This window comes from Levilactobacillus cerevisiae, assembly GCF_003946245.1.
Lineage (GTDB): Bacteria > Bacillota > Bacilli > Lactobacillales > Lactobacillaceae > Levilactobacillus > Levilactobacillus cerevisiae.
This window is the reverse complement of the sequence record NZ_RHNN01000014.1, coordinates 29,486-55,897: the sequence shown is the minus strand read 5'-3', so window position 1 is coordinate 55,897 and position 26,412 is coordinate 29,486. Positions and strand designations below refer to the sequence as shown.

Here is a 26,412-nt window from a genome sequence, read left to right as displayed (position 1 = left end):
CCAATCTGAGCAAAGTTAGTTCAATTACTTAACCGACCGACAAGTAGTTAGGCAATCCGCCCATAATCGCCTTCATACGGGCGATTGTCTTAGGATTAACACCTACATTCATGTTATACTGCTACTAGATACGACAGCCAAAGGTAAAAGGAGTGTTCTAAAATGACTAGGGGCCTTAGACAACTCGTGACTGTGGGATTGACCGTGATTCTTTGCGGCGGAATCCTCAGTCCCAGCGTAATTTCCGCTGACGCTGCCACTGCTGAACCGACTACGACGACCAAAGCTGCTGAACAGACCTATACGATTAGTTCCGTGGAATTGCCCTATACGAAATTAATTCAGAATCAACAAGTCACGAAGTCTTACTGGCTGAAGAAGGACCTGAGTGCCGACCCAGCTGGTGGCGCGAACGCTTTGACGGTTGACCAGCTGAACGATGATGCTTATATGGCGGATTTTGCTAAATATAATGATAATGATGAAATTGCACAAAGCATGTCTTACCTCTTTCAAACTTACTTTGGTGAAAAGCTAACTGCTGCCGCAGATACTACTGTCGGCGCGTACTTTTACAGCTTAGCGCCTGACGAGTATGACAGTTTGGCAGATTCCCTCTACGCCGCCGAATTTGGTGCCTACTCAGATGCATGGTGGATCAGTAATCTCACGCAATATCAAATTGACCAGAGCAACTACGCACACATGCAACAGACCTACAAGGAAAAGATTCGGCCCGGACTGATTGCCACCGGTCAAGACTCTTTGCTCACCCAATACGATCCCGCATTCGAGGACGAAGCAAAGTTTGTTTCACTTGAAAAATATCTGTATGGCATGGTTCTTCCTGCCCTGATCCAAAAGGTCCACGTTGCCGACTACACGCTAGAGCAACGGACCCAGTTGAACCCAGACACGTCCGCTGCTGAAACGAAAGCCGCGTTAGCCCAGCCACTCTCGACCTATCTGACGAAGCAAGCCGATGGCACCTATCAACTGAGTGGCATGATTATCTATCCTGAACTTTCCATCTTCAGCTTCGACGACAAGGTCCTGCCACCCATCGTGGACCCCAATCCGGGACCAGATCCCACGCCAACGCCCGCAACCAGCCAACCGGTGACCGTGCATTACGTGGATACCGCTGGCAACGCGCTGGCCGATCCCCAGACGCTGACGGGTGACCTAGGAACCACTTATGAAAGTTCCGCGCGCAAGATTACCAACTACGCGTTGAAGACCACGCCGGCCAATGCGACTGGCAAATTTACCAGTACCGCTCAGACCGTGACCTACGTTTACCAAAAAGTCCTGACCAGTGGTGCCGGGGCCGACATCACTGCGCCTAAAGGCAGTGTCGTTTACGCCACCAACAAGATTGGCCTTTACAAATCAGCTGCCTTCACCAAACAGTCGCGCAAACAATGGTACGCGAAAAAGTCGCGGCAGAACCGACCAATGTTTGTCGTGACCGGTTACGCGAAATCCAAGAATGGCGTTAAGCGTTACCACGTGAAGGACGTCAATCATCACAGCAAGACTGCCGGGAAGACGGGCTATATTACCGCCAACGGTCGCTATACCAGCCGCGTTTACTACGCGAAAAAGCAGGCCAAGATTACCGTGATCAATCCGCAAGGTATCAATGCGTACGGCAACAAGAACCTGACCAAGAAGACCACCCACTACCGTCAGGGACAGGTGCTCAAGGTGAAAAAGATTGTCAGCCACAAACTGACGAAACGTTTTGTCCTAAGCAACGGCCGCTATGTCACCGCCAACAAGAAACTGGTGCAGGCGGGCAAGGTGACCATGCCCAAACGCGTGACGGCCAAGCAAGCGCTGAACCGTTACAGCAACGTGAACCTGACAAAACGCAACCGGCACTACGCATTCAAGAGTCACCCAACCTTCACCGTTCTGGGTTGGGACTACAGCAACGCCAACAACTTCGGTAAGCGTGACACCCTGCGTTACCGCGTTGCCGGCGGCTACATTACCGGGAACCCGCAACTTGTTCGGAACGTGAAATAGCTGGGACAGCGCCTTACCAGTCAGACGAAATGACCTCTCGGCTGACATCCATTTAACCCTTACACTTGCGTCTCTCAAGTAATTCCATCTCATTTATTTAGTCCAAATTTGTCTAAACTAAAAACGTCGCCCACCAATTTCTCGGTGAGCGACGTTTTTCATTTAAACCAATCATTTCAGCTTACTTAAACACCTTGGCCAGCTGGTCAAAGTCCAACGTTCCCAGTCCGGCCGCTTGGTTGTACGTCTTGCCAGGTTGGCCGACGTAGAACAGGTTGCCGTTGTCCGTATCGGAATCTAATTTGGTAAACGGCGACTTGCTGGTCTGGGCTAACGCGTAGAGTTGCGGGTTCCAGAGGCCCATGCGCTTGCTGCGGTTACTGTTGATGACTGCCGCCATGGCCGCAAACTGCGGTGCGACCACGCTGGTGCCGCCCGTCGTTTCCCATCCGTCCGTGCTGGTGTACTCGTCATACCCGGTAATCGGGTCGGCATTGGCCACCACGTCCGGATAGTTCCGCCCGCTGGCCTTGCCAGTAATCAGACTCGGGTTCGACCGCGGCAGACCACTCGCCGTCAGGTATTGCCGGGCGTTATAGGTGTTGACGCCGGAAACGCCCTTTTGGTATTGCGGCGTGGCGTACAACGTGGAAATGCCACCGCCACTGCCGCTTTGGAGTGTGTCCATCAAATCTGAATTCTTTTTGAAAAAGTTTTCGTCCTGGAAGTAGGCGCCAAACAGCGCATCGCCGCCCCACGTCCGTTCCTTAGAAATGTTCACCTTCACGCCGTTGGCCAGCGTACCGGAGACTGGCAACGTGGTCCCACCAGTGGCCGTGACCCACGGATTGTTCGCGGGGAAGTTGGCGTAAATGCCCTCGCTCGTGTCGCCATTCTTGTCGAGCTCTTCACCGTAAGCCCCGGTATCCCCGGTGGCCGCAAACGTGGAGACCCCTTGAACGGCGCCCTGTGCCAGCAACGTATTCATGATGCTGCCGTAGAGCGGCGTGATTAGGTTGTATTTGTTCAAACTGGCCAGCACACCTTCTGACAGGCCCCAGCTCAGCGATAAGGAACTCGCCTTGTTCTCACCAAAGGCCGTGGCAAAGGCGTTCAACCAACCGACGTCACTCAACGACGCCGTGTAAACGCGCACGTTGGCCTTCGGTGCAATCGCTCCAGCCTGCTCGACGTCTAAAGATGTTTCCTCGTTGCCGGGATCGACATTGCCCCAGACATCCATGCCGCCCGTGGACTTAACACTGATTCGGTTGGCGGAAGACGAGATGCCCTCTTCGGACCAGAAATGGGTGATGTCACTCTTGTTCACCTTGCTAAAGCTAATGATGCCAATGGTTTCGCCCTTTCCCTGATTGCCCAGGTTCGTGGCGTCGTACTGCTTGAGGAAGTTCTGTGGCGCACCATCGCTGGTCGGCCCGTCGGAACTGGTGCTCGTGGTATCCGCCAGACTGCTCATCTTCACCAGGTTCGTGATGCCGACCACGGCCTTGATGGGCTTAGCCACGTTGGTCGGCAGCTTTGGCGTCTGCTTGGAGAACTGAATCTTCTTGCCGTGATAGCTGGCCGTCTTCAGTTTGGTCGCAAAGGTTTTATTGACGGCCGCCGTGCTCCCCTTAATCTGCATGATCAGGCCGTCATTAAATGTCGTGACCTTGAACTTATGTGCTTTAAAGTATTTTGCCAACCGCTTAGTTGTGGTCGTGGACTGCCCGAACTTTTGCCGAAACTGCTTAGGCGTTAAGTAGGACTTAAATTGCTTGTTGCCGGATGTGTTCACGGCGTAGGCGGTCTTGGTCAGCTCCGCCGAGTTACGCGAATTCAAAACTAAATCCAGCGTCACGGTCTTACTGCCAGAAACCTGTTTCACATTTTTTAAATTAGATAATTGACTCTCCCGATACGGTGTCGCCAGCGTGCTGGTACTTGCCGCCATGGCGGTTACGCCACCAAAGCTGCCCAGCCCCACAATTAGGCCAGCCACCAGAATACGAATCCTCATGAGCATCCCCTCCATATAAGCTTCATTATACCCCGCGCTGCCGGGAAAAGGACGACTAATCACCACGCGGCGTTAGCATAATTAAATGGTCTAACCAAGTCCCTGGTAACGGGTGGGTCGGGGTTTCCCGGGGGAGTGTAGGACTGGCTTAGCTTATCGCGGTGGCGGTTTAGTTATTGGGGTTAAGGTTGGGGCAATTTTGGAGATTTGGGGTGGTGCTTTTCGGGGGGCGGGGAGATAGTTTTGGGGGGATCGTGTAGGTTGGAATGATTAAGGGCTTTTAGATAGTAAAAGCGCAGACGGATGGTGGGTTTTAGCCCTTCGTCTACGCTTCTATATTGTTTGGATATTGTTTATTGAAATTGGTTGGCGTTTACCAGCCTTCTGGTTTAGCCCGTTTGACTGGTTCTACACGGAACAATTCGGAAATATGCAGCCTCTGAAACGTGCTACACGGGGCGGGTCCTTAACTTCGGTTCTGTTATTTCCCCTGTTCGATGCGGGACTTTCCTTTGAGCCTACTTTGCTTTAGCCCGTTTGACTGGTTCTCCACGGAACAACTCGGAAATATGCAGCCTCTGAAACGTGCTACACGAGCCAGACTCCTCCGCTTAGAAAGCCCCAGAACTCCTGCCCGGCGAAGCCGAACAGAAGCCCTGGGGCTCCCTAATGCTCAGAGTCTAAGCGGCTCGTTCCGCACTCTATAACTTTCCCGTCAATATAAACTGCTTAACTTCCTTCAAAGTCCGTTTAGACTCAGGCAACTTACCCCACAGGATATAATCGTGGAGCATCGACTTTAGCTCGTGGACCTTGGCCGGGGTGCCGCTGGCCTCTTGTAACTTTTGAATCAGCCGCTCGTCATCCGCGGCTAATAATTCATTCGTGCCGTAATACAATAGAATTGGCCCGAGATCGTCAAATTCGCCGTAAATCGGGCTGACGAGTGGGTCGGTCACCGGGTGCTTCCCGGCGTAATCAAAACCAATTTTCTTTAGCGTGGCCAGCGTTAAGTACGGATCGTGCTTGGCCGCCGTTTTTAAATCTGGATTCATCATGCTCAGGTCGGTCCACGGCGAAATGAGCACCGTGCCGGCTGGTAAGGGTTCTTGATGAATTTTCAACTGTTGGAGCAGCGTTAACGCCAGTCCACCACCGGCTGAATCGCCCATCAGGAAAAACTGATCGTCCGGATATTGGGCCCGCAGATACTCGTAGGCGTTCATGGCAAAGACCACGGTTTCGTCCACGGTGGCTTCGGGCACCAGCGGATAATCAATGTATGAGATGCGCAGGTTTGCCTGCTGGACCAACGTTTCCATCAACTCGCGATGGCTGTCGATGCCCTGCATCGTGTACGCGCCACCGTGAAATAACAACACGTGTTGCGGTAATGGCGCACCGGACGCTGCGGTTAAAATGCGCCCACCAAAAACTTGGCGCTCCTTCGTTACAATGGTAGCCGGAAACTTTTCTGGCACCACAGCCCGATTTTGCCGACTGGGCTGTAAAAATGCTTGTTGAATCTGCTGTTTGAGCTGACTATGCTGGGTCTTGAAGAGTAACCATTTCCCACGCAAACTCACGACTATCACCCTATCTTTGTCCTTCACCAATTCTCTCGACTTATATTGCCAGTATACAGCGTTTTCACAAAAAACGCTTCCCTCAGATTGAATTACTAGGTAATTTTCACCAAAACCGTTAGAATAGAGGGCGTACCAGTAAATCTGAAAGGGTGGCAAGAAACCAATGACAAATAACCGAAAATTAAACGTGACGGGCGGCTGGAACTTCCGCGAACTAGGGGGCTACAAGACTGTCGACGGCCACACGGTTAAGTGGCACAAGTTATTGCGGACGGACGGCTTAGCCCGCCTCACCCCAGAAGATCAACAACTGTTGACGGACTATGGGGTCGCGGCCGATGTGGACTTCCGGTCAAAAGACGAACAAAAAATGGCGCCCGACAAGGTTCCGGCTGGCGTTAAGTACCATTTTCTGCCAGTCTTCCCGGCCGACGATGAGACTGACGCCTCCGCCACACAGGAACAATTGGAGGCCCGGTTCAACGGCGACAACGAATCCGGTTATCGCCACATGCTCGACGTTTACCAGAAAATGGTGACGTTACCGACCGCGCAAGAAGCCTACCACAATTTCTTCGGCACGCTCTTGGGCAACGAGGTGGACCAACAATCCGTGTTGTTCCACTGTACCGCTGGTAAGGACCGCACGGGAATGGGCGCTTTCTTAGCCTTGAGCGCCTTGAACGTTGACCCGCAGACCATCCAGCAAGATTACCTGTTAACCAATCCGAACGTGATGCCATTGGTCGACCGCCAGAGTGACAAGGCCCGCCAAGACGGCCATACCGAAAATTTTGTTGCTAATATTCGGGCCCTCTCCACGGTCAACGCCGACTACTTGGCTGCGGCCATGAAGGTCATCAACACCCAGTATGGCGGCACCCAGGACTACTTGCATGACGTCCTCGGCCTCTCACACAGCGACTTAACCACTTTGAAACGACTTTATTTGGACTAAACATCCATGCCAGGCTAACCGATTAAACGGGTAGTCTGGTTTTTTAACCCCACCCACATTTGAAAGGAACTGATTGCTGATGAAGAAGAAAACATTGACCTGGGCCCTACCGCTCGCCGGAATCGCCCTGACCTCACTGGCCGCCAGTGAACATCTCTTTAATTTTGCATTTAAACGCGTCAACTACGTCCCCGAAACCTCGGCCGACAAGCAGAAATACGCGGACGCTTATTACGCTTACGTCGACTGGTACAAGCAGGTCAAGAAGGAGAAATGGTACCTCCACGAAACGGACCCGCAAAACCGGATGGTGGCGGAGTACATCCCCGCCGAGACCCCCAGCAAGCAGACCGTGATTATTTCTCACGGCTACAAGGGCAACGGCGAAACCATGGCGAACTTTGCCCAAATGTATCACCGCCTGGGTTTTAACGTCCTGTTACCGGACGACCGGGGCCACGGCGAGAGCGCCGGCAAGTATATTAGCTTTGGCTGGCTCGACCGGTTGGACTACCTCCAGTGGATCCAGCAAGTCATTGACCGTGCCAACGCCGACGTGAAAATTCTATTGTTTGGCGTCAGCATGGGCGGCGCCACCATGGAAATGTTGTCCGGCGAAACCTTACCACCACAAGTGAAGGCAATCATTGCCGATTGCGGCTACTCCAGCATCGAGGCCGAACTGACCTACCTGTTGAAGCGCCAATTTCATTTACCAAAATACCCGATTGAACCCATGGTCAGCACCATTTCCAAGCGGCGACTGGGCTATTACCTGGGTGACGTAACGGCGACGGAACAACTCCAGAAGAACAAACGGCCAATTCTCTTCATTCACGGGGAACAGGACGTTTACGTGCCGGTGGGGATGGCCTATGAAAACTACGCCGCCACCCACGCACCCAAGCAACTTTGGATTGTGAAAAACGCCTCACACGCGGAAAGTTTCTGGACCAATCCGGCCCGTTACCAACAACACGTGACGGAATTTCTGCAAACGTACTTTGACGAGAACTGAAGCTTAAGCCTAACTTAACAGCGTTTACGGCCACCTTGCGTTTTCCGCAGAATCTTCACACTTTATTTTTTCTTTACTTTTTAATCAAAAAGTCGTCACGAATTTGGCCCTTTTCTCTTCACAAGCTCAGGGTATAGTAATAATCATAGTAATTAGCCAATAACTATTACTAACCAAATTCTATATCCAATCCCTTTTAGATTCTCTCCCCCTAAGAGAATCATTCCCTGATTAGGTTCCCTCAAGCCTAATCACCCCTCTAAAATGCATTCACACCCCCTTAAGTGAATGCACTCCTCATGAAAAAAGATTCGCCACGTTCTTCCCCGAGAACGCGACGAATCTTTTTATTTTGCGCTGGAATTAGCCTAGCTTTTCAATCATATTGACCGCCAAGCTTGATCAAAATCTACATCTTCATCCGCTTCTCGATGACGAATTTGCTGATCAACACCGCGGTTAATTAAAAATAACGTCTCCTGAATAGCATGCCATTCATCTTCACCAACCACGAAAGCACTTTTCTCTCCATCCAATGGTTGAATTTCTACGGCTCCCTTGGACTGGTTTGCTTGCCGCAACAAAGCAAGTAACTCATGCTGATTACGGTTTGGTACATACGGCTTCTTCATCATCAAAAGCAGTCCTCCCAGAATAACACGCCAAAAATTCTCTTCAAGTTGCTGTATTCTAAGGTCCTAATCGTCTACAGCCACCGCCAAGCCTTATACAAGTCCTCACGATCCTGAATCTCATGCGTTTGGTTCGCCTGCTGTAACTGCTGTTGCATGGCGGTCCACTGGGATTCACTCACGAGAATGGCCCCGTTTCCGGCCTGTTGGGGCGCTTCAATTTTGACCGACTTCCCCGAACTAACCTGGCGTAACAAATCCAAAAAATCTCGTTGTGCATCCGCTGGTGCGTAAACTTTCGTCATGAGATATTCCTCCCGTTATTCAAGCGACTAGCACGTCATTCCGTCAGTCCAGCGACATGGCTATTCCGTTAACCCTAACCGTTTATAAATGAAGTCCACGCGACGCAGATGGTAGTGATAGTCAAACGCGTCCGCAATGTCAGCCGGTGTCAGGTGCTGGGTAATTTCGGCATTTGCTTCTACCAATGGTCGGAACTGAATCTGCTGATCCCAGGCTTGGGCGGTCAACGGTTGCACCAAGTCATAGGCATCTTCTCGACTCAGACCGGCCTCAATCAACTTCAATAGGAGGCGTTGACTGTAAATCAGCCCGTAAGTCCGGTTCATATTGGCCTTCATCGTCTCCGGGAAGACATCCAAATTGCTTAGAATCCGGTTGATGCGGTGGAGCATGTAGTCCAGCAACGTCGTACTCTCCGGCAAAATCATCCGTTCAGCTGAGGAATGGGAAATGTCTCGTTCATGCCACAGGCTAACGTCTTCGTAAGCCGTCACCATGGTGCCCCGCAGGACCCGTGCCAAGCCGGTGACGTTTTCCGAGCCAATCGGATTACGCTTGTGGGGCATGGCCGATGAGCCCTTTTGCCCAGCGCTAAAGTGTTCTTCTACTTCATGGATTTCTGAGCGCTGAAGGCTCCGAATCTCCGTGGCAATGTTTTCCACACTGGTCCCCACTAGGGCCAACGTCGCAATATAGTCGGCGTGCAGGTCCCGTGGCAGCACTTGGCTGGCGATTGGCTGCGCGCTAATTTTCAGTTGGTCGCAGACAAAGGCTTCAACTTCAGGTGGCACGTTGGCAAACGTCCCGACAGCACCACTGATTTTTCCCGTTTCCACGGCGGTCGCAGCACGGTCAAAGCGTTCCAGATTGCGTTGCATTTCGGCGTAGAAGCGCGCTAATTTCAGACCAAACGTGGTAGGCTCGGCTTGCACCCCATGTGTCCGACCAATCATGACGGTTTCCTTATATTGCAGCGCCATTTTCTTCAGGGTGGCAATCAGCGTCACCAAATCCTGGCGCAACACGGCATTGGCTTGTTTCAAACGGTAACCCTGCGCGGTATCCACCACGTCCGTACTGGTGACCCCAAAGTGAATCCACTTGCGTTCGGCACCCAGGGATTCCGAAACGTTCCGGGTAAAGGCAACCATATCATGGTGCGTCACGGCTTCAATTTCAGCAATCCGGTCAACGTCAAAGGTCGCATTGGCCCGAATCTTTTGCGCGTCTTCGGTGGGAACCTCGCCCAACTTGGCCCAAGCCTCATCGATCGCGATTTCGACGGCTAGCCAAGACTCGTATTGATTCTCTAAGGACCAAATCTGGCCCATCTCTGGTCGGGTATAGCGTTCTAACATGCACTTTTCCTCCTTGAAAATAGGTAAAAACCGAACATTAAATTTAATTTTCGTTTATTTCTCTGATATCTATTTTAGCACAGAATATCCCATTTTAGCCAGCAGTTTCACCGTTATTTTGATTATTAATCTATTTCTACCCGTTATTATAAGAACTTTTATATCGATTATTAAATAAATTGTTCGCTTTTCACTTGCAATTCATTTCCGAACTTGATACAATGATTCTTGCTGGGTGTTCGGCCTAGCAAATAATAACGATGAGGTGTTTGCAATGTCATCAACAGTAGTAGTTGGTAGTCAATGGGGCGATGAAGGTAAAGGAAAGATCACGGATTTTCTGAGTGAGAAGGCTGATGTCATTGCCCGCTACCAAGGTGGTGACAACGCCGGCCATACCATTGTTTTCAATGGTCAAACGTTCAAGCTGCGGCTGATTCCATCCGGGATTTTCTACGCCGACAAGCTGAGCGTGATTGGTAACGGTGTGGTTGTGAACCCACAATCCTTGATTGAAGAACTCACTTACCTGCACGAAAATGGCGTCTCCACGGACAATCTCCGGATTTCCGACCGGGCCCACGTGATCCTGCCTTACCATATCCTCTTGGATCAGGCGCAAGAAAAGGCCAAGGAAAACAAAATTGGGACCACTAATAAAGGTATCGGCCCCGCTTACATGGATAAGGCCGAACGAATCGGGATTCGAATCGCCGATTTGCTTGACCACGACATTTTAGCTGATAAATTACGGCAAAACTTAATTGAAAAGAATAACGTCTTAACCAAGTTATATAATGTAGAACCACTCAACTTTGACGATGTATTTGATAAATATTACGCACTGGGCCAACAAATTAAGGGCCACGTGACCGACACCTCCGTAGTCATCAACGATGCGATTGATGCCGGCAAGAACGTTCTGTTTGAAGGCGCGCAAGGTGTCATGCTGGATATCGACCATGGGACTTATCCCTTCGTCACATCCTCGAACCCCGTCGCTGGTGGTGTGACCATTGGTGCCGGCGTCGGCCCAACTAAGATCGACCACGTGGTTGGCGTCTGCAAGGCCTACACCTCCCGTGTCGGTGATGGGCCCTTCCCCACTGAACTCTTCGATGAAATCGGGGACACTATTCGGGAAACTGGCCACGAATACGGTACCGTCACCAAGCGGCCCCGGCGAATCGGCTGGTTTGACAGTGTCGTTCTCCGGCATGCCAAGCGGGTGTCTGGCTTAACTAGCCTGTCGCTGAACTGTCTCGACGTGCTGACTGGTCTGAAGACCCTTAAAATTTGCAAGGCTTACCAATTAAACGGCGAGGCCATTTACCATTACCCCGCTAGCTTGGTCGACCTTGACGCCTGCGAACCGATTTACGAAGAACTGCCCGGTTGGACGGAAGATATTACCGGCTGCCACTCAGTTGAAGACCTACCCGTTAATGCCCAAAATTACGTTAAACGCTTAGCCGAACTGGTTGGCGTGGATATTGCCACGCTTTCCGTCGGCCCCGACCGCGAACAGACCAACATTTTACAAGACGTCTGGAACGCCTAACCCCACGAACAAGGAGTGACTGCACATGCATCCTGCTGAAGTATTTGATTACGAAGATATTCAATTGATTCCCAATAAATGTATCATTGATAGTCGGAGCGAGGCCGATACCAGCATCGAATTTGGCCCCCACCGGTTTAAAATTCCGGTTGTGCCCGCCAATATGGAAACGGTCATCAACGAGCCCTTAGCCATTTGGATGGCGCAACACGATTATTTCTACGTGATGCACCGTTTCCATCCGGAAGAACGCCGCGGCTTCATCGAACGGATGCACGCCAAGTCCCTCTTCGCTTCCATTAGCGTGGGCGTGAAGGACGACGAGCACGCCTTCATTGACGAACTATCGGCTGCTGACCTGGTTCCCGAATACATCACGATTGATATCGCGCACGGCCACAGTGACGCGGTCATTCGGATGATCAAGGAAATCAAGAACAAGCTCCCCGACAGCTTCGTGATTGCCGGAAACGTTGGCACGCCAGAAGCCGTCCGCGAGCTGGAAAATGCTGGTGCGGACGCCACCAAGGTCGGCATCGGTCCTGGTAAGGCTTGCATCACCAAGCTCAAGACCGGCTTCGGGACTGGCGGCTGGCAACTCGCTGCCGTCCGTTTATGTGCCAAGGCGGCCCGGAAGCCAATCGTCGCTGACGGTGGGATTCGTTACAACGGTGACATCGCCAAGTCGATTCGTTTCGGAGCCAGCATGGTCATGATTGGCTCAATGTTGGCTGGTCACGAACAATCGCCTGGTAGCCTGTTGACCATCGACGGTCGGACCTTCAAGCAGTATTGGGGTTCCGCGTCCGAGAAGCAAAAGGGCGCCTACCGCAACGTAGAAGGCAAGCAAATGTTGGTGCCTTACCGTGGCGACATTGCCAACACGCTGAACGCCATGCAAGAAGACCTGCAATCGTCAATCTCCTACGCCGGTGGCCGGAACCTCCTGGACATTCGGACCGTGGATTACGTGATTGTGAAGAGCTCCATCATGAACGGCGATAATTATTAGTAAAAAATAAGATCCGTGTGCAACCAGCTTATGTCGGTTGCACACGGATCTATTTGTTTAGCTTCAAAAGATTGAAGGACCGCTTCCCAGGCTGTCGGCGTCCTACCCACAGCGTTCCGGCCTAAATTTGGTGAACGGTCAGCCGGTAGGTTTAGACAGTGCTGCCAATTCTTTAGTGTTATACCTCTACCACGTAACGGATCATGCCAACGCTTTACCTTTTAGTCACGATGACGACGATCATGATGCCGCTCGGCTTGTAACGCCGCATTGGCCCGTATTTCTGCCGGATATTGCCGACTGGCACGCCACCAAACGTAGCCGCGTTGCACCAGCAGCGTCACGCCTAGATAGAGCATCAAGGTCACCGAGCTCCCCGTCCACAGGCGGTCAACGCCCAAGTGGATGCCGATGCCGACAATCCACCAGACTAGTGTTAGCCAGTTTCCTTGACGCATAACGTAGCCGTCGGCGTTGACCCAGAAGCGATACGACCAGGCCCGCAACAACGCAAAGGCCACGGCACTGACCAGACTCAGCACGCCAAAGAGCACAGCCTGTTGCGCGGTGATCTGGAGATGTTGCTTGTTGAAGGCATCCCCCACTGACGCCGCCCCCAGCAACACCACTAGTAGGAAAAATGACATTTTAAACCGCACAACCTTTGGTGCCAACTGCCGTCTGATCACGACGACTAACAACCAGGCACCGAGCACCAAGTTGGTTAAATCTAAATTTTGCATGACGGACTCCCTCACTGTCTTTTTTTTAAAATTCCCTTTTAGGTCCTTGATTATACGCCTGATACCGGAGAATATCAGAACTTTTTACAGGCGACACGAATTCAGGATAGCCGACACTAAATGCCAAGCAAAAAGCCACAGTTCCACGGCATTTTTACGTCGCGTTCCTGTGACCCCTAATACTTTATTTTAAAAATCTAGCACTGATGTCCGCCCACTGTGACCGGCGGAGAAGCCACCAGGCAATGCCGCCATAGACGACCAGTAAAATCGCGCCTCCCAGCGCCCCCGAAAACGTCGAAAGCCCCACGCTGTGTTGCGAAAGGCCGGCGTGCGCCAGGACGCGGGCATCATCCATGAAATGCAACAGGATGGGCCAAGCCAGACTCCCCGTTCGCAAATACATAGCACTGGCCAGCAAGCCAAAACCAAGATTGACCAACATCTGAGCAACCGTCATCCCTAGACTCTGATGGGAGAGGTTTATCAAATGGCTCATGCCAAAGAGCAGACTGCTCAACCCGACCGCTAGCCAGATACGGCGCTGGCCGAACCGCCGAAAGCTCCGTAACAGCCCGCCCGATAAGACACCTCTGAACAGATATTCTTCAAAGATGCCGACGACCAACGCGAATAGGATGAACAGGATAGTGCGGCTGGTTAGCTGAAGGTGTGGCAAAAATAACATGAGGCAGTCTAACAAGATAATGATCAGCGGCAAAACGTTGATTTTCAATTGACCTCGCCACGAAATGTCTGATTTCAGTCGAATCGGTACCCGCAGCCAAAAATGATTCAACAAATACAGAATCGTCAATAACACGAATTCTTCAAGAAATATTGCCCCCATCGGCGGCACGTGGAGGATCCCCATCAGATCTCCCACGCCCTCCATGACAGCTAGCATCAACACCCAGGTCACTAACAATTGATAGACCGGCTGCTTATTCCCCTGACTTAATGCCAACGAATCTCCCCCTCTAACACCAATGTACCTCGATTATACCGCTAACCGCGCTGGAATTACGACCGCCCCAGAATTGATTCGCCCCTGAATCGCTTGCCAACAAAAAAAACTGGCCATCACGACCAGTTCATGGTGCTTATTTATCAGCAGCCTTCAGTACGGCTGTCTTGTCAGGCTTAATCCCGAAGTATTGTTGAATCAATTCTGCCAGGTCAGCCATGGCCTTCGTCGCCCGTTCGGCTTGATCCTGGTTGACGGATTCCATCACCACGATGCCGTTGGTGGTGCCGTCCGTCAACATGGTCCGTTGCGCTTCCCGCCAGTTCAAGCTCCGGCAAACGGCGCCCTCGTCGTCGTAGTAAATCATTTCGCCTTCACGTGCAGGATCGTCCTCGTCTGCGCCCAGTGGGAAGAAGGATTCGCCACCCTTAGCCGTTCCCAAATGCAGGTCGCCCGCAATTTTATCACGGTCTTCAATGCCCAACGGCACCCCGTAACGCAGGGAAATACTGTTGTATACGTCAACCAGCGGCTCGATGGGCGTGAACTCGTGGCCCTGACTAGCACGTTTCAGAAGCGCCTCGATTGAGGAACGGGCACCCTTGCGCTTGGGAAATTGTTGATAGGCATCGCGCCATTCCGCAACTACCGGATTGTCACGGAAGGGCTCAACCTTGGTAAACGCCTCGGAAGCCGCAGTAGCAGTCCGCAAGAGTTCTTGTCGTTCGGCCAAATTGTCGTCCGTGTCATGGTTGTCAAACCCGGTGAGCCACATCAAATTAATTTGTGCGTCGGGATACGTTTGCCAAAAGCTGTCGTCAATGATGACGTCTTTCATAGTCATAGTGAAAATCATCCTTTCAGTCGGCGTGATAGTTTGTTCTGAAACTTGGCTTGGTGTTGCCAGCGCCTCCGCGATGGTGAAAATGAGACCGGACCGCTGTGGGCGAACGTCTGGAGCCACAGGACGGTCTCCAGACTTACTTTGAGCCTCTAAGAACCGAGTCTCAAAGCTATCAATTCCCTAAGCGGCTAATGCCACTAAGGGAATTCCCACGGCTTGGCTCATTTTGACCATCGCTGCGGCTGACACTGATTTCATCCGATGCCAAATTTCTTCCTACTTTTATCATAAGGCATTCTACTGGAATTGCAACGACAGGAAAATGGGCATCCGCTGTGTTTGGGTTGCCCATTTTTTTGAATTCATTTTCAGTTCGTGCAACAGCGGGCAGCGGGTTCCGCTTAACCCCGCTAAGCAAACGCCCCAAGCCCAGGGTCACTCGGCTTTCATTCTCTGTTGCCGAAACGTGTGAACCAGAGGCAGCCAGTTCCGCTTAACCCCATTAAGACAACGACCCCCAAACCCGGGGTCATTGCCTTAATGACGTTTCCTTTCATTTTCTATTGCCGAAACGTGCAAGAGCGGGCAGCGGGTTCCGCTTAACCCCATTAAGACAACGACCCAAACCCGGGGTCATTGCCTTAATGACGTTAATGCTCGCCAGCTAATCGCCCGCTCTTGCACTCTACTCTATCTTACCACCATCACCGAAATCGGTGCGTACTTTGCCATGTAGGCCGCTTGGCTACCAAAGTGGCGGCTGACGCCCTTTTTCGCGATCGAGCCGACGATTAGAATGTCTGGCTTGATGCGGGGGATGACCTGTTTCACAATCGTTTCGCCGGGTTCACCCTCGGCTACCGTGATGCGGACGTTGGCGACTCCCGCTGCCTCCGCCTGGCGTTGGTACTCGCAGACGTGTTGCTTCAGCGCATCGTATTGGCCGTGGACAAAGTCCGTGTCCAACGCCTGGTAGACGTTCATGGTTTCATTTTCCAAGACCGACGCAATCACCAGCTCCGCGCCATCCCGTTTTGCTTGATGGATGGCGTAATCAAACGCCAGTAACGCATCCGCCGAGTCATCGACACCCACTAAAATTCGTTTAAATGTGGTTGGCATGCTGCATCCCCTACTTTCCTTTGGCTGCTAATTCCGCGGCCAAGCGCTTGTTACCCTTGTGCAATTCAACAATCGTCCATGCCAACAAGGCCAGAACCACCGCAATCAACGCGTAGGCAATACCGTTGGCCAGTGCCAATTTTGCACCGGTCACGTTGGACCCGAAGAACGCTTGAACCTGTCCCGGCATGCCTTCCATGTTGAGCGCGGTTAACGCAATCACGGAGAACCACCCGAGAATCTTCAACCACCAGGAGTTCTTGAAACGCTCGCCCATTTCCAATTTGCTATCCGTCATCATCAACAGCGGCAGCATGGAAAATGGCAACGCGAACGCCAGAAAGACTTGTGAGTTATTCATCAAATCGTTGAGCGCTTCGTGTTCCGCGATGGCACTCTTGCCACTGGTGAGCATGACGCAGATAAGCACTGGAATCACGGAAATCAACCGGGTTACTAACCGCCGTAACCAGAGTGGCATCCGCATGTGGACGAAACCTTCCATGATTACCTGACCCGTTAAGGTCCCGGTAATCGTGGAGTTTTGCCCCGAAGCCAGTAACGCTACCGCAAACAACGTGGATAAAACACCGGTCCGGGCGACACTGCTCAGCACGCCATTGCTCATGGTCGTGGTATCTGACAGCGCGTGGAACAAACCGAAGAACGAAGGATCCTTGACGGCACCCGTCTTGAAGACGGCGACCCCCATGATCAACAGTAAGGCGTTGACGAAGAAGGCAAAGGTCAGTTGGATGTTGGAATCCAACCCAGCAAACTTAACCGTCCGGGCCACGTCTTCCTCATCGTTGTGGTCAATCGCCCGCGTTTGTGAAATTGCAGAGTGTAAATACAGGTTATGAGGCATCACGGTCGCCCCGATAATCCCAAGGGCACCGTTCAATGGCGTCATACCGGCAACGGACTTGCTGGTGGAAAAGGTTTGCGCCGTCGGAATCAGGCCCTTGAAGACGCCACCCCAATCAGGGTTAGACAGTGCGACTTGGTAAACGAAGACGAAGAGAATCACCATAATCAGGCAAACGACAATCGCTTCAATTTTCCGGAAGCCGACCTTCGTCAACAACAATAAGAGCAAAACATCAAAGACCGTAATGAAGACGGCAATGATCAACGGAATGTGGAACAGCAGATACAGGGCAATCGCGGCCCCGATAACTTCCGCAATATCAGTCGCCATGATGGCGAGTTCCGTTAACAGCCACAGGACAATGCCCAACGACTTACTGGTCCGCGCCCGAATGGCTTGGGCCAAATCCATCTGACTCACGATGCCAAGTTTAGCGGCCATGTATTGGAGCAACATCGCAATCAAACTTGACATCAAGATGACAGACATTAACAGGTACTGGAAGTTTTGACCACCGGTAATGGACGTTGACCAGTTCCCGGGATCCATGTACCCCACAGCAATCAGCGCACCAGGTCCAGAATACGCAAACAGCGTCCGCCAGAAACCCATATCTTTAGGCACTTTAACCGTCCCATTAATTTCTTCTAGTGAGCGGCCGTTCGCATATTCAATCAGCTTGTGCTTCTTTTCTTCAGGCATGCTCTCACTCCTCCCAGCCAAACTTTCTGACCAAGGCTAGTGTACGGCAACCCCCAGCGACCGAGCCACTTAAAAGCTTACTCGTTAACTTTCGGGACTCGCCAGTTAAGTTTAAGGAATCAAAAAAGCCGCCAGGCCACGGTTTAGCGGTCTAACGACTTAGTTTGCATGACTTTACTATCATTCATTGCTTTTGAACTACGCCACAAACGCAATTATTAGTGAATCTGCTAAATAACGACGCTTACCCGTAAAGCCTATGGTCTGAATAAGCCTTACGCTAGCGGTTGTTCCTGATAATCAACTAAAGTTCACGACAATGCAACGGGTTAAACCCGTGTAGGCCGCAGGGATGGTGAAAATGGGCCACGCCGTGGGAATTCCCTTAGTGGCGGTTCTTGCCGCTTAGGGAATTGGTATCTTTGAGACTCGCACTTGAGGCTCAAAGTAAGTCTGGAGACCGCTTTCTGGCTCCGGACGTCCGCCCACAGCGATCCGGTCCCATTTTCACCATCCCGGAGGCCCTGGCAACGACCAAATTACCCCGTTACCGGACGACCATGACGGAGATTGGTGCGTACTTTGCCATGTAGGCCGCTTGGCTACCGAAGTAGCGGCTGACACCCTTCTTGGCAATCGACCCGATGACCAACAAATCTGGTTCCACGTGCGGAATCACGTCGCGCACGATGGTTTCCCCTGGTTCACCCTCAGCAATGACCAGCTTAACGTCAGCGACACCGGCGTCTTGGGCTTGCTTTTGATACGATTGTACGTGTTGCCGTAACTCATCCCGCTCCCCGTGGATGTAGTCACTGTCCAGTGCCTGGTACACATTAAGATCATCGTGTTCCAGCACCGAAACGATAATTAATTCTGCGCTGTCCCGTTTAGCTTGGTGAATCGCATAGTCAAACGCGAGCAAAGCGTCGGCGGAGTCATCGACCCCTACTAAAATGCGTTTAAACGTCGTTGCCATATGCTAGGCCTCCCCATTTTCTGCATCGTTGCTAGCCTTTTCAGCTGCAAGGGATGCGACCAATCGCTTGCTTCCTTTATGAAGTTCAACGACCGTCCAAACTAACAGAATCAAGATTGCTGCATCCAAAACGTAAGCAATCATATTAGCCATTGATGTTTGGCTTGCCGTAATGGCGCTACCATAGAAGCCTTGAATGGAGGCAGGCATGTTGATCAGGTTTAGGTAGGTCAACGCGAGAACTGAAATCCAGCCCAGCACCTTGATCCACATGGAGTTTTTGAAACGTTTCCCCATTTCTACCGCGCTATCCGTCATCATTAACAACGGTAGCATCGAGAATGGCAAGGCAAACGCCAGAAAGACTTGCGAGTTGTTCATCAGATCATTGAGCGCTTCATGTTCGGCCAGGGCACTCTTGCCGCTAGTCAGCATGACACAAATCAAGACTGGGATGACCGAAATCAACCGGGTAACTAAGCGTCGGAGCCACAGTGGCATCCGCATGTGAACAAACCCTTCCATGATAACCTGACCCGTTAAAGTCCCGGTAATCGTGGAGTTTTGCCCAGAAGCTAACAGAGCGACCGCGAACAAGGTAGATAAGACCCCGGTCCGGGCAACGCCAGCCAACACACCATTACTCATGGTGCTCGTATCAGACAGCGCTTGGAACAACCCAAAGAACGATGGATCCTTGACAGACCCACTCTTGAAGACGGCAACCCCCATGATCAACAACAAAGCGTTAACGAAGAACGCTAAGGTCAATTGGATGTTGGAATCCCAGCTGGTAAATTTAACCGTCCGGGCAACGTCTTCTTCATCCTTGTGATCAATTTCCCGCGTTTGCGAAATAGCTGAGTGCAAGTATAGGTTATGGGGCATAACCGTCGCTCCGATAATCCCTAGGGCCCCGCTGATTGGCGTTTGACCACCAATATGTGGCGTTGACGCAACCGTCTTCATGCTAGGAACCAAGCCGCCAAAGACACCGCCCCAATCAGGGTTAGACAGCGCAACTTCGTAAGCGAAGACAACCAGAATTACTAAAATCAAGCACACCACGATGGCCTCAATTTTACGGAAGCCAATCTTGGTCAACAGCAATAATAGCAGGACATCTAAGACCGTAATGAACACGGCGATGACTAATGGAATATGAAACAACAGATATAGCGCAATCGCTGCCCCGATAACTTCCGCAATATCTGTGGCCATGATGGCAAACTCCGTCATGATCCACAGCACGATGCCTAGTGACTTACTGGTCCGGGCACGAATCGCCTGGGCTAAGTCCATTTGGCTCACGATACCAAGTTTAGCGGCCATGTATTGGAGCAACATCGCAATCAAACTTGAAATCAAGATAATCGACATCAATAAGTATTGGAAATTTTGCCCACCAGTGATGGACGTTGACCAGTTACCTGGATCCATGTAACCGACCGCAACTAACGCACCAGGCCCGGAATACATGAATAATGTTTTCCAGAACCCTTTCCCCTTCGGTACTTTAACCGTACCGTTAATCTCTTCAAGTGATCGCCCATTGGCATATTCAATGAGCTTGTGCTTCTTTGGTGTATCACTCAAAATCAAGACCCCCTTCTGTTTCCTACAAGGCCCATTGTACCCTAATGTTTGCTTAAATCAAACACAATTTTAGGGAGACTTAACTTTAAAATGTGAATTAATTAAAATTATTTTGTGCAACTAAAGCGGTTTCATTCCCGTAACTTCACCACTAAATTTGGTGAACCGATTAAGTGAAAATGATAGAAAAGTTTTTTTGGTACTCGAAACTTTTCACCTTAAAACGCCTTGAATCGGGCATATCAATTAATTCTGTTCTTATGATTTCATCAGTAAAAACGTAAATCATTAGAAAAGTTTGCAAGTTGTCGCAGATACCGTTAAAATTTAACTTGTAAAATAAATTTTTTAGGGGCACTTAACTATTTTGCACTTTTCTCGGGGAGTTGATTGGATGTCGAATCATCAAAATACTTATTTAAAAATCATTGCGGAGTGTAGCTTTGCCCGGCCACGCGTCAGCAATAAGCAAATTATCCACTTTGCCAACGTCACACCGGCGACGGTCACTGAGACCACACGCCAGCAACAGACGCAGGGTCTGGTGAATCGGCGGCGCTATACGGGGGTGACGCTGACTGAACGGGGTAAGCAAGTCGCCTGTCAGTTGCTCACAACTTACCGGTTGTGCGAGGTCTTTTTAGACCAACAGCTCCGGATTCCCCGTGACCAGATTCCAGAACAGGCCTGGCAAATGGCGGACACGTTAACGCCCACCACAGCGGCCGCGCTGGCAGACTACCTGGATCATCCCCAACGCAGTCCCTTTGGCGGCACGCTAGCCCCCGACCGGCTACTGGATGATCAACAGGTCACCCGACTGAGCGACGTGCCCGTAAACGCGACCGTGACGCTCAGTGGCTACCTGGAAACGGCTAATTTAGTCGCCTACCTGGATCACTTGCAGCTGCCACTAGATGTTCCGCTCACCATTACCGCGCGTGATGATGAGCTCCATTTGCTATACCTGCAGTTGCCCACCCAACGGGAAGTCACCATCAATACTTTGGTGGCAACCTACCTGTACACGATACCCGTGGCGGTGCCGGCGGAGGTTTAGGGATTCTGCTATTGGGCGTGGGTGCCAAATTAGATGGCAAAAAGACAGGCAGTATCGCGAGGAAAATTCCGACGATGCTGTCTGCCTTTTGTTGTGATCGAACGTCAAATACTAGCCAAAATCAACCTAATCAATGCGACCTTGATTCAAGGCATCAATAAATGCTTGAACGGGATCATCCTCCGAATAGTGGGCCATCAGCTCTTCGTAATTTCCTTGGAAAATGCATTGCTGATTAGCAATGAAAATGACATGACAGGAAATATCTTGCAGTTCAAACAAGTTATGCCCCGTAAAGATCACCTGGCTGTGGACGGAAAGGTCCCGCAACAATTTCAAAATTTTCCGGGCGCTAGCAGGATCCAAGCCACTGGTGGGTTCGTCAAACAAATACAATGACCGTTTCAGCGTACACATCGCGTAAATAATCAGCAATCGCTTTTCACCGCCCGACATGTCGCGGAATTTTTCATCCAGAAGCGGAATGATGTTTTCCTGGTAAATCGTCGCTAAAAAGGCATCCGTACGCTGCGTTCCGGGATTCAGGTCCCGGAACATACTCAGAATATTCTGACCCGTGACTGACATGAGCATCGGGACACTCTGCATTTGGTAAACGATCTCGGCAGCTGGCAGCATGGGCACAATCGTCCCACTCTGGGGCTTGATCAATCCCGCAATCATGTCAAAAATCGTTGACTTGCCGACACCATTTTTGCCAATAATACAATTCGGCCGACCATCAACCGTTGAAAAACTAAGATCTTTATAAACCACTTTCTTTGCCGCATAGGTGAAGCTAACATGATCAACTTTAAGCATTGACATTCACCCCCTAAACCCGTTGGCTCTTAGACATAATCGGCATATGCGCCATGCACAGGTAGCCAATCACGCAATCAACCGCCCCAATACCGACGACCAATCCCCAGCCGAACAAGGTTGGCTCTAAAATATTTTCAATCACATTACTCGTCAAGATCGTGGGATTCAGCATCGTTAACGCCCGCAGTGGCATAAAGGCTGCCGTATAGCTATAGGTCAAAACTGATAGCAACAGGACGCCGCCGGACAAGGCCGTCATCGAAGCCTGTCTGATTGGTAAGAGGTATAGGATACTGAGAATCCCGCAAGTTGGAAAATAGATGATGGAAATAATGAGTAAGACTTCCAACAAAAGCAGCAGCGATAGATTATGAAAAACCACCATTGCCAATAAGGTAAAGCCAAGACATTCGATCAGGCTGATAAAGTAATACAAAATCTCAGGCGCCAACATCAGGTAGCTACGTCGTTCTACGATAAAGTAATACATCTTCAAAAAGCCCATTTCTCGCCGACTGAAGACCATCAAGACCACACTGTTCAGTGCATTTGACAAGACGACGTATGCCAAATATGGTGTTAACAAAATAATCAATTTCCCAGTGCCATACGTCTGTTGGGCCATGATATTTTTCCAATTGGACATTGCGAAAAAAAGCAATGGGAAAATCACGGCGTAGACGAATGCCAGGCGATTATCTAATAGGTCTTCCAAGTCAAATTTCATCAAAGCGCGAATTTTTTTCATGATTTTTTACTCCTTTAGGGAAAAGGCAGATAAGGTTTAGTATCTTTAGTGAATGACCAAACCACCCTTATCCTTAGAACAAAATTAGCATGTCGTAAAAAAAATGAAAAAATTATTAGCTTTTTTCTAATGGTTTTTTAATTGAGCTTCTTTTCTAGTGTTGCGTAGCCAGGTGGGCCCAAACAACTAACCCTCCCCCCCTATCCATCCCCACATCTCCCAAATAGACCGCCACCAAAAAAGTAGCAGGTGTCACTGGCAACGTTCCCAGTGACACCTGCTACAGTTATTTAGTCAGTCTACCCATCCCAATCAGGATGAAATTTTCCTCGGCCGCAACAACAGCGGCCACCCACGAGTGCCATTTATCCTAATTGGCAGCTATCAGACTATTCTATTCATACTGGTAAAACACGCGCTAATTTTTAACGCCCATCAGCCGCCATGCTAGCAGCCGTTGCACTATCATCATCAGAGGATGGCAGCCGCTTCAACCCCACGCCAGTGAACCCACTGAGGATGGAGAAGACGGGTGAGAAGAGACTGAAGAAACAGAATGGCAGGTATGCCAACGTGGAGACGCCCAGCGTGTTGGCCGCAAAGACTGCAGCGACACCCCATGGTACCAAGTAGTTGATAACGGTCCCACCATCTTCTAAGACCCGGCTCAAGGCCAAATTGTCTAAGCCACGGTCGTTAAAGGTTTGCTTGAACGCTTTCCCTGGTAAGATTACAGAGAGGTACTGTTCCCCAACGAAGACGTTTACCCCAATCCCAGACAGGATGGCCGCCGTCACCAGTGAGCCCGTGCCCTTCAGCCGCTTGGCCAATGGCACCATGGCCGTCTGGATCACGTTAAACTTCATCAACAGGCCACCTAAGGTCAGCGTCAGGATAATCAGGGATACCGTAGACATCATGGCGCTAATCCCACCACGGCTAAGCAAGGCATCCACACTGGCATTGCCCGTCTTGGAAACGAAGCCGGATTCAATCATCGTGGCCACACTGCTAACGGAGGTCGCTGGCTTTTCGATAAATAACATCACGATTCCTAAACCGACATTTAACAACAACGTTTCAATTGCGGGAATCTTCCGCCAAGCACAGACGAACATCACGATGATTGGTAAGGCTGCCCACCAGGTAATGGAGAAGTTGGCGTTTAACGTGGCCACCGTACTGTTGATTTTGCCCAGGGCGTTGGTATCAGAAGCACCGGTACCCAAGAAGAAGTATAAAATCAGCGAAACGACGAAGGCGGGAATCGTTGACCACATGAGGTTCTTGATGTGGGCAAACAATTCGGATTCCGCGATGGCCGAGGCCAGGTTGGTCGAGTCAGACAGCGGTGACGTCTTGTCGCCGAAGATGGCGCCGGAGATGATGGCCCCAGCAACTAATGCCGGGTTGAAGCCCATCGTGGTCCCCATCCCGAACAGGGCGATCCCAATCGTGGAGATGATGGTGAACGCACTCCCGATGGACGTCCCAACGATGGCACAGACCAGGAAGACAGATGGCACGAACCACTGTGCTGAGATTAAATGGAAGCCGAAGACCATCATAGATGGAATGATGCCAGCTGCGATCCAGACACTGATCAGCGCCCCAATCAACAGGAAGATGAAGATGGGGATGATCCCGGTCTTAATCCCGTCAATGATGCCGCCGTGAATCGTGTCCCAATCGGCCCCACGGACCTTGGCCCAGAGAATCACCAACGCGATGACCAGTAAGACGGGCGTCATTGGTGACAGCCCAAATTTGATAACCCCGGTCCCCATAATGACTAACATGCCTAACAGAATCACCATTGCTTCACCAAACCGAATTGGCTTTTGTGCCTTGTTGTTTGCTGGTTCTTTCATAAAAATCGCTCCCTCGTGATATGCCTAGTTTATGTACAAAAAAATCGTCCCCGCTGCAACTATGCAACAGGGACGATTAAGACTAAACCGTGGTACCACCCAACTTGAGCCACTGGTTCTAGACCCAGTAACTCCACTCTCTAGAAGGTAACGGTTCTAGTCATTCTCCGCCTGGCGTACCAGGACATTCCACTGTATTTCGTCGTAATCACCCTGATCGGTTCGCAGCAACCACCGACTTTCTGACACTCAGATGACACGCTACTTGGTAATGGAAATTAGCGTTCTGTATTTGATTGACTTTGATACTATCACGATGACCAATACCCGTCAACCTCTAATTTAATTTTAATCTTAGATGCTAGCCGCTGAATTGACCGTGACTAGTGACTTTGTGGTGAATTAAAAACTTTTGAAATTAATTTCAGTCTGTCGTCGCCACGTCACTCTCAGCGAATATTAATCGTTGCGAAACACCGCTGGATATTCCAGCATCCCACCCACGTGGGCCAACGAACCGGCCGTTAACGGTTTGATCAGGTGACTGCCCATCGGTACTGGCAGCGTGTTGTGAATGGCAAAGTCCTCCGCCATCACGTAGCCCCGGTCGCCGTAATAGTTCATGTCGCCGACGACGCTGATGGCGGGAAAACCAGCCAACCGGGCGCGCGTCTCTAACTCACTAAGCAGTTGACTTCCCACGCCTTGGCCTTGCCATTCCGGCGCAACCGCCAGTGGTGCCAGGGCAACCACGGTCGTCGTGTGCCGGTTGCCACGAATGGTTACGGGGCTCAACAGTCCGTGTGCAATCACCTTTTCCATCACCGGCTTAGCCACAACTTCCAAGCTCCCTTGATAATCGTAGGTCGACCGCAACTGGTGGATTAAATCCACCTCGCTACCGTCACTTTCCTCCACGGGTTCAAACGCTGCTGAAACTAATTGGTCTACCTGTTTGAAATCTGCTGGTTGGATCGTTTCAAAACTTAAACTCACTTCGTCTACCTCTCATTTCTTAAGCGATTGGCAACATTACCGTGTTATTATACACGACTGGCCGCAAAAGTCGAAGTTTCCTGCCAGAATTTAGCGAAATCGCTTGAATTCCGACCCCGAAACCCCGTAAACTAGACTCAACACTCTAGAGGAAACCGAGGTAACTTAATTTGACGCACAAACAGCGTTGGGCCAGCATTTCTGCCCTGATTTATGTCATCTTTGTCATCGCCGCCATCGTGATTGGCTTTTTAAACCCGAGTCAAATTGGTCTAGAATGGACCATCTTCTGGTACTTCGTCGTCGCAGCACTCTGTTATTACTTTTATTTTAAAAACGTCAGCTACCGCGAAATCGTGTACTACGCCAAGGCCCTGGACCTGCACAAGGCCGACCTCGAGGCCATGGTCCCGAATCGCAAGGAGACCCAGGACGTGCCCGACCCGGATCACCCCGACTTCTTTAGCCCCTTCGCCAAGGTGCCAATTAACGTGGTGAACGTGCTGTCTGATAAGCTGGTACCGTTGGCTAAGGAGCAGGGCATTCCGCTTTATAAGTGAGTTTTCCTGGTTGACGCGATGAGCCGGAATATCGTGAATA

23 protein-coding genes are annotated in these 26,412 nt (G+C 50.8%); 7 read left to right on the top strand and 16 right to left on the bottom strand.

All coding sequences use genetic code 11. The features are described from left to right. Window positions 1-162 precede the first annotated feature (162 nt). The gene (locus EKM99_RS08350) at window positions 163-2,034 is read left to right on the top strand and encodes a DUF5776 domain-containing protein (RefSeq protein WP_125582738.1); all 1,872 of its coding nucleotides are present in this window, start codon (window positions 163-165) and stop codon (window positions 2,032-2,034) included. A gap of 181 nt (window positions 2,035-2,215) precedes the next feature. Here EKM99_RS08350 and EKM99_RS08345 read toward each other — a convergent pair whose 3' ends face one another. Next, window positions 2,216-4,054 (bottom strand): S53 family peptidase, encoded by a 1,839-nt coding sequence (locus tag EKM99_RS08345; protein WP_225419822.1) that lies wholly within the window; start codon window positions 4,052-4,054, stop codon window positions 2,216-2,218. A gap of 701 nt (window positions 4,055-4,755) precedes the next feature. Continuing rightward, entirely contained in the window at window positions 4,756-5,667 is a 912-nt protein-coding gene (locus EKM99_RS08340; protein ID WP_367376938.1) for an alpha/beta hydrolase fold domain-containing protein, read from the bottom strand. 139 nt (window positions 5,668-5,806) lie between these two features. Here EKM99_RS08340 and EKM99_RS08335 point away from each other — a divergent pair, with 139 nt between their 5' ends. Both EKM99_RS08335 and EKM99_RS08330 read left to right on the top strand, forming a co-directional pair. Then, a complete protein-coding gene (locus EKM99_RS08335) occupies window positions 5,807-6,601 on the top strand; it encodes a tyrosine-protein phosphatase (RefSeq protein ID WP_125582734.1) in 795 nt (264 codons plus the stop codon). A 79-nt stretch (window positions 6,602-6,680) separates the two neighbouring features. Further along, a complete protein-coding gene (locus EKM99_RS08330) occupies window positions 6,681-7,619 on the top strand; it encodes an alpha/beta hydrolase (protein WP_125582732.1) in 939 nt (312 codons plus the stop codon). Window positions 7,620-7,999: 380 nt separating this feature from the next. Here the strand turns inward: EKM99_RS08330 and EKM99_RS08325 are convergent, their stop codons facing one another. From EKM99_RS08325 to purB, 3 genes are all read right to left on the bottom strand, one after another. Further along, window positions 8,000-8,257: a type II toxin-antitoxin system Phd/YefM family antitoxin gene (locus tag EKM99_RS08325; RefSeq protein ID WP_125582730.1), complete on the bottom strand. Its 258-nt coding sequence runs from the start codon at window positions 8,255-8,257 to the stop codon at window positions 8,000-8,002. Between the two features lie 68 nt (window positions 8,258-8,325). After that, window positions 8,326-8,556, bottom strand: a complete 231-nt coding sequence (locus EKM99_RS08320) for a hypothetical protein (RefSeq protein WP_125582728.1) — start codon at window positions 8,554-8,556, stop codon at window positions 8,326-8,328. Window positions 8,557-8,616: 60 nt separating this feature from the next. After that, the gene (gene purB / locus EKM99_RS08315) at window positions 8,617-9,915 is read right to left on the bottom strand and encodes an adenylosuccinate lyase (protein WP_125582726.1); all 1,299 of its coding nucleotides are present in this window, start codon (window positions 9,913-9,915) and stop codon (window positions 8,617-8,619) included. A gap of 274 nt (window positions 9,916-10,189) precedes the next feature. On the opposite strand from purB, the gene EKM99_RS08310 reads away from it, so the two are divergent. Continuing rightward, window positions 10,190-11,476, top strand: a complete 1,287-nt coding sequence (locus tag EKM99_RS08310) for an adenylosuccinate synthase (protein WP_125582724.1) — start codon at window positions 10,190-10,192, stop codon at window positions 11,474-11,476. A gap of 25 nt (window positions 11,477-11,501) precedes the next feature. Then, on the top strand, window positions 11,502-12,488 hold the full coding sequence (locus EKM99_RS08305) for a GMP reductase (RefSeq protein ID WP_125582722.1): 987 nt from the start codon (window positions 11,502-11,504) through the stop codon (window positions 12,486-12,488). Between the two features lie 221 nt (window positions 12,489-12,709). Here the strand turns inward: EKM99_RS08305 and EKM99_RS08300 are convergent, their stop codons facing one another. From EKM99_RS08300 to EKM99_RS08270, 7 genes are all read right to left on the bottom strand, one after another. After that, the gene (locus tag EKM99_RS08300; RefSeq protein WP_125582720.1) at window positions 12,710-13,231 is read right to left on the bottom strand and encodes a hypothetical protein; all 522 of its coding nucleotides are present in this window, start codon (window positions 13,229-13,231) and stop codon (window positions 12,710-12,712) included. 184 nt (window positions 13,232-13,415) lie between these two features. Further along, entirely contained in the window at window positions 13,416-14,198 is a 783-nt protein-coding gene (locus EKM99_RS08295) for a CPBP family intramembrane glutamic endopeptidase (protein WP_125582718.1), read from the bottom strand. Window positions 14,199-14,334: 136 nt separating this feature from the next. Continuing rightward, complete coding sequence (locus tag EKM99_RS08290) at window positions 14,335-15,036, bottom strand: B3/B4 domain-containing protein (protein ID WP_164511567.1); 702 nt, start codon at window positions 15,034-15,036, stop codon at window positions 14,335-14,337. Window positions 15,037-15,732: 696 nt separating this feature from the next. Further along, window positions 15,733-16,164: a universal stress protein gene (locus EKM99_RS08285; protein ID WP_125582714.1), complete on the bottom strand. Its 432-nt coding sequence runs from the start codon at window positions 16,162-16,164 to the stop codon at window positions 15,733-15,735. Between the two features lie 10 nt (window positions 16,165-16,174). After that, the gene (locus EKM99_RS08280) at window positions 16,175-17,737 is read right to left on the bottom strand and encodes an Nramp family divalent metal transporter (protein WP_125582712.1); all 1,563 of its coding nucleotides are present in this window, start codon (window positions 17,735-17,737) and stop codon (window positions 16,175-16,177) included. Between the two features lie 547 nt (window positions 17,738-18,284). Beyond that, complete coding sequence (locus EKM99_RS08275) at window positions 18,285-18,716, bottom strand: universal stress protein (protein ID WP_125582710.1); 432 nt, start codon at window positions 18,714-18,716, stop codon at window positions 18,285-18,287. A gap of 3 nt (window positions 18,717-18,719) precedes the next feature. Further along, on the bottom strand, window positions 18,720-20,312 hold the full coding sequence (locus tag EKM99_RS08270; protein WP_125582708.1) for an Nramp family divalent metal transporter: 1,593 nt from the start codon (window positions 20,310-20,312) through the stop codon (window positions 18,720-18,722). Between the two features lie 394 nt (window positions 20,313-20,706). On the opposite strand from EKM99_RS08270, the gene EKM99_RS08265 reads away from it, so the two are divergent. Then, window positions 20,707-21,372: a metal-dependent transcriptional regulator gene (locus EKM99_RS08265; protein ID WP_125582706.1), complete on the top strand. Its 666-nt coding sequence runs from the start codon at window positions 20,707-20,709 to the stop codon at window positions 21,370-21,372. A 126-nt stretch (window positions 21,373-21,498) separates the two neighbouring features. Here EKM99_RS08265 and EKM99_RS08260 read toward each other — a convergent pair whose 3' ends face one another. The 4 genes from EKM99_RS08260 to EKM99_RS08245 all read right to left on the bottom strand — a co-directional run bounded on the left by EKM99_RS08260 (window position 21,499) and on the right by EKM99_RS08245 (window position 25,812). Beyond that, on the bottom strand, window positions 21,499-22,194 hold the full coding sequence (locus tag EKM99_RS08260; RefSeq protein WP_164511563.1) for an ATP-binding cassette domain-containing protein: 696 nt from the start codon (window positions 22,192-22,194) through the stop codon (window positions 21,499-21,501). 13 nt (window positions 22,195-22,207) lie between these two features. Further along, window positions 22,208-22,945 carry a hypothetical protein gene (locus tag EKM99_RS08255; protein ID WP_125582702.1) on the bottom strand — a complete coding sequence of 246 codons (738 nt, stop codon included), beginning with the start codon at window positions 22,943-22,945 and terminating at the stop codon, window positions 22,208-22,210. Window positions 22,946-23,370: 425 nt separating this feature from the next. Continuing rightward, entirely contained in the window at window positions 23,371-24,816 is a 1,446-nt protein-coding gene (gene nhaC / locus EKM99_RS08250; RefSeq protein ID WP_125582700.1) for a Na+/H+ antiporter NhaC, read from the bottom strand. 459 nt (window positions 24,817-25,275) lie between these two features. After that, window positions 25,276-25,812 (bottom strand): GNAT family N-acetyltransferase, encoded by a 537-nt coding sequence (locus EKM99_RS08245; RefSeq protein WP_125582698.1) that lies wholly within the window; start codon window positions 25,810-25,812, stop codon window positions 25,276-25,278. A 170-nt stretch (window positions 25,813-25,982) separates the two neighbouring features. Between EKM99_RS08245 and EKM99_RS08240 the strand changes: the two genes are divergently transcribed. Continuing rightward, window positions 25,983-26,372, top strand: a complete 390-nt coding sequence (locus EKM99_RS08240) for a hypothetical protein (protein WP_125582696.1) — start codon at window positions 25,983-25,985, stop codon at window positions 26,370-26,372. The last annotated feature ends 40 nt before the right edge of the window (window positions 26,373-26,412 follow it).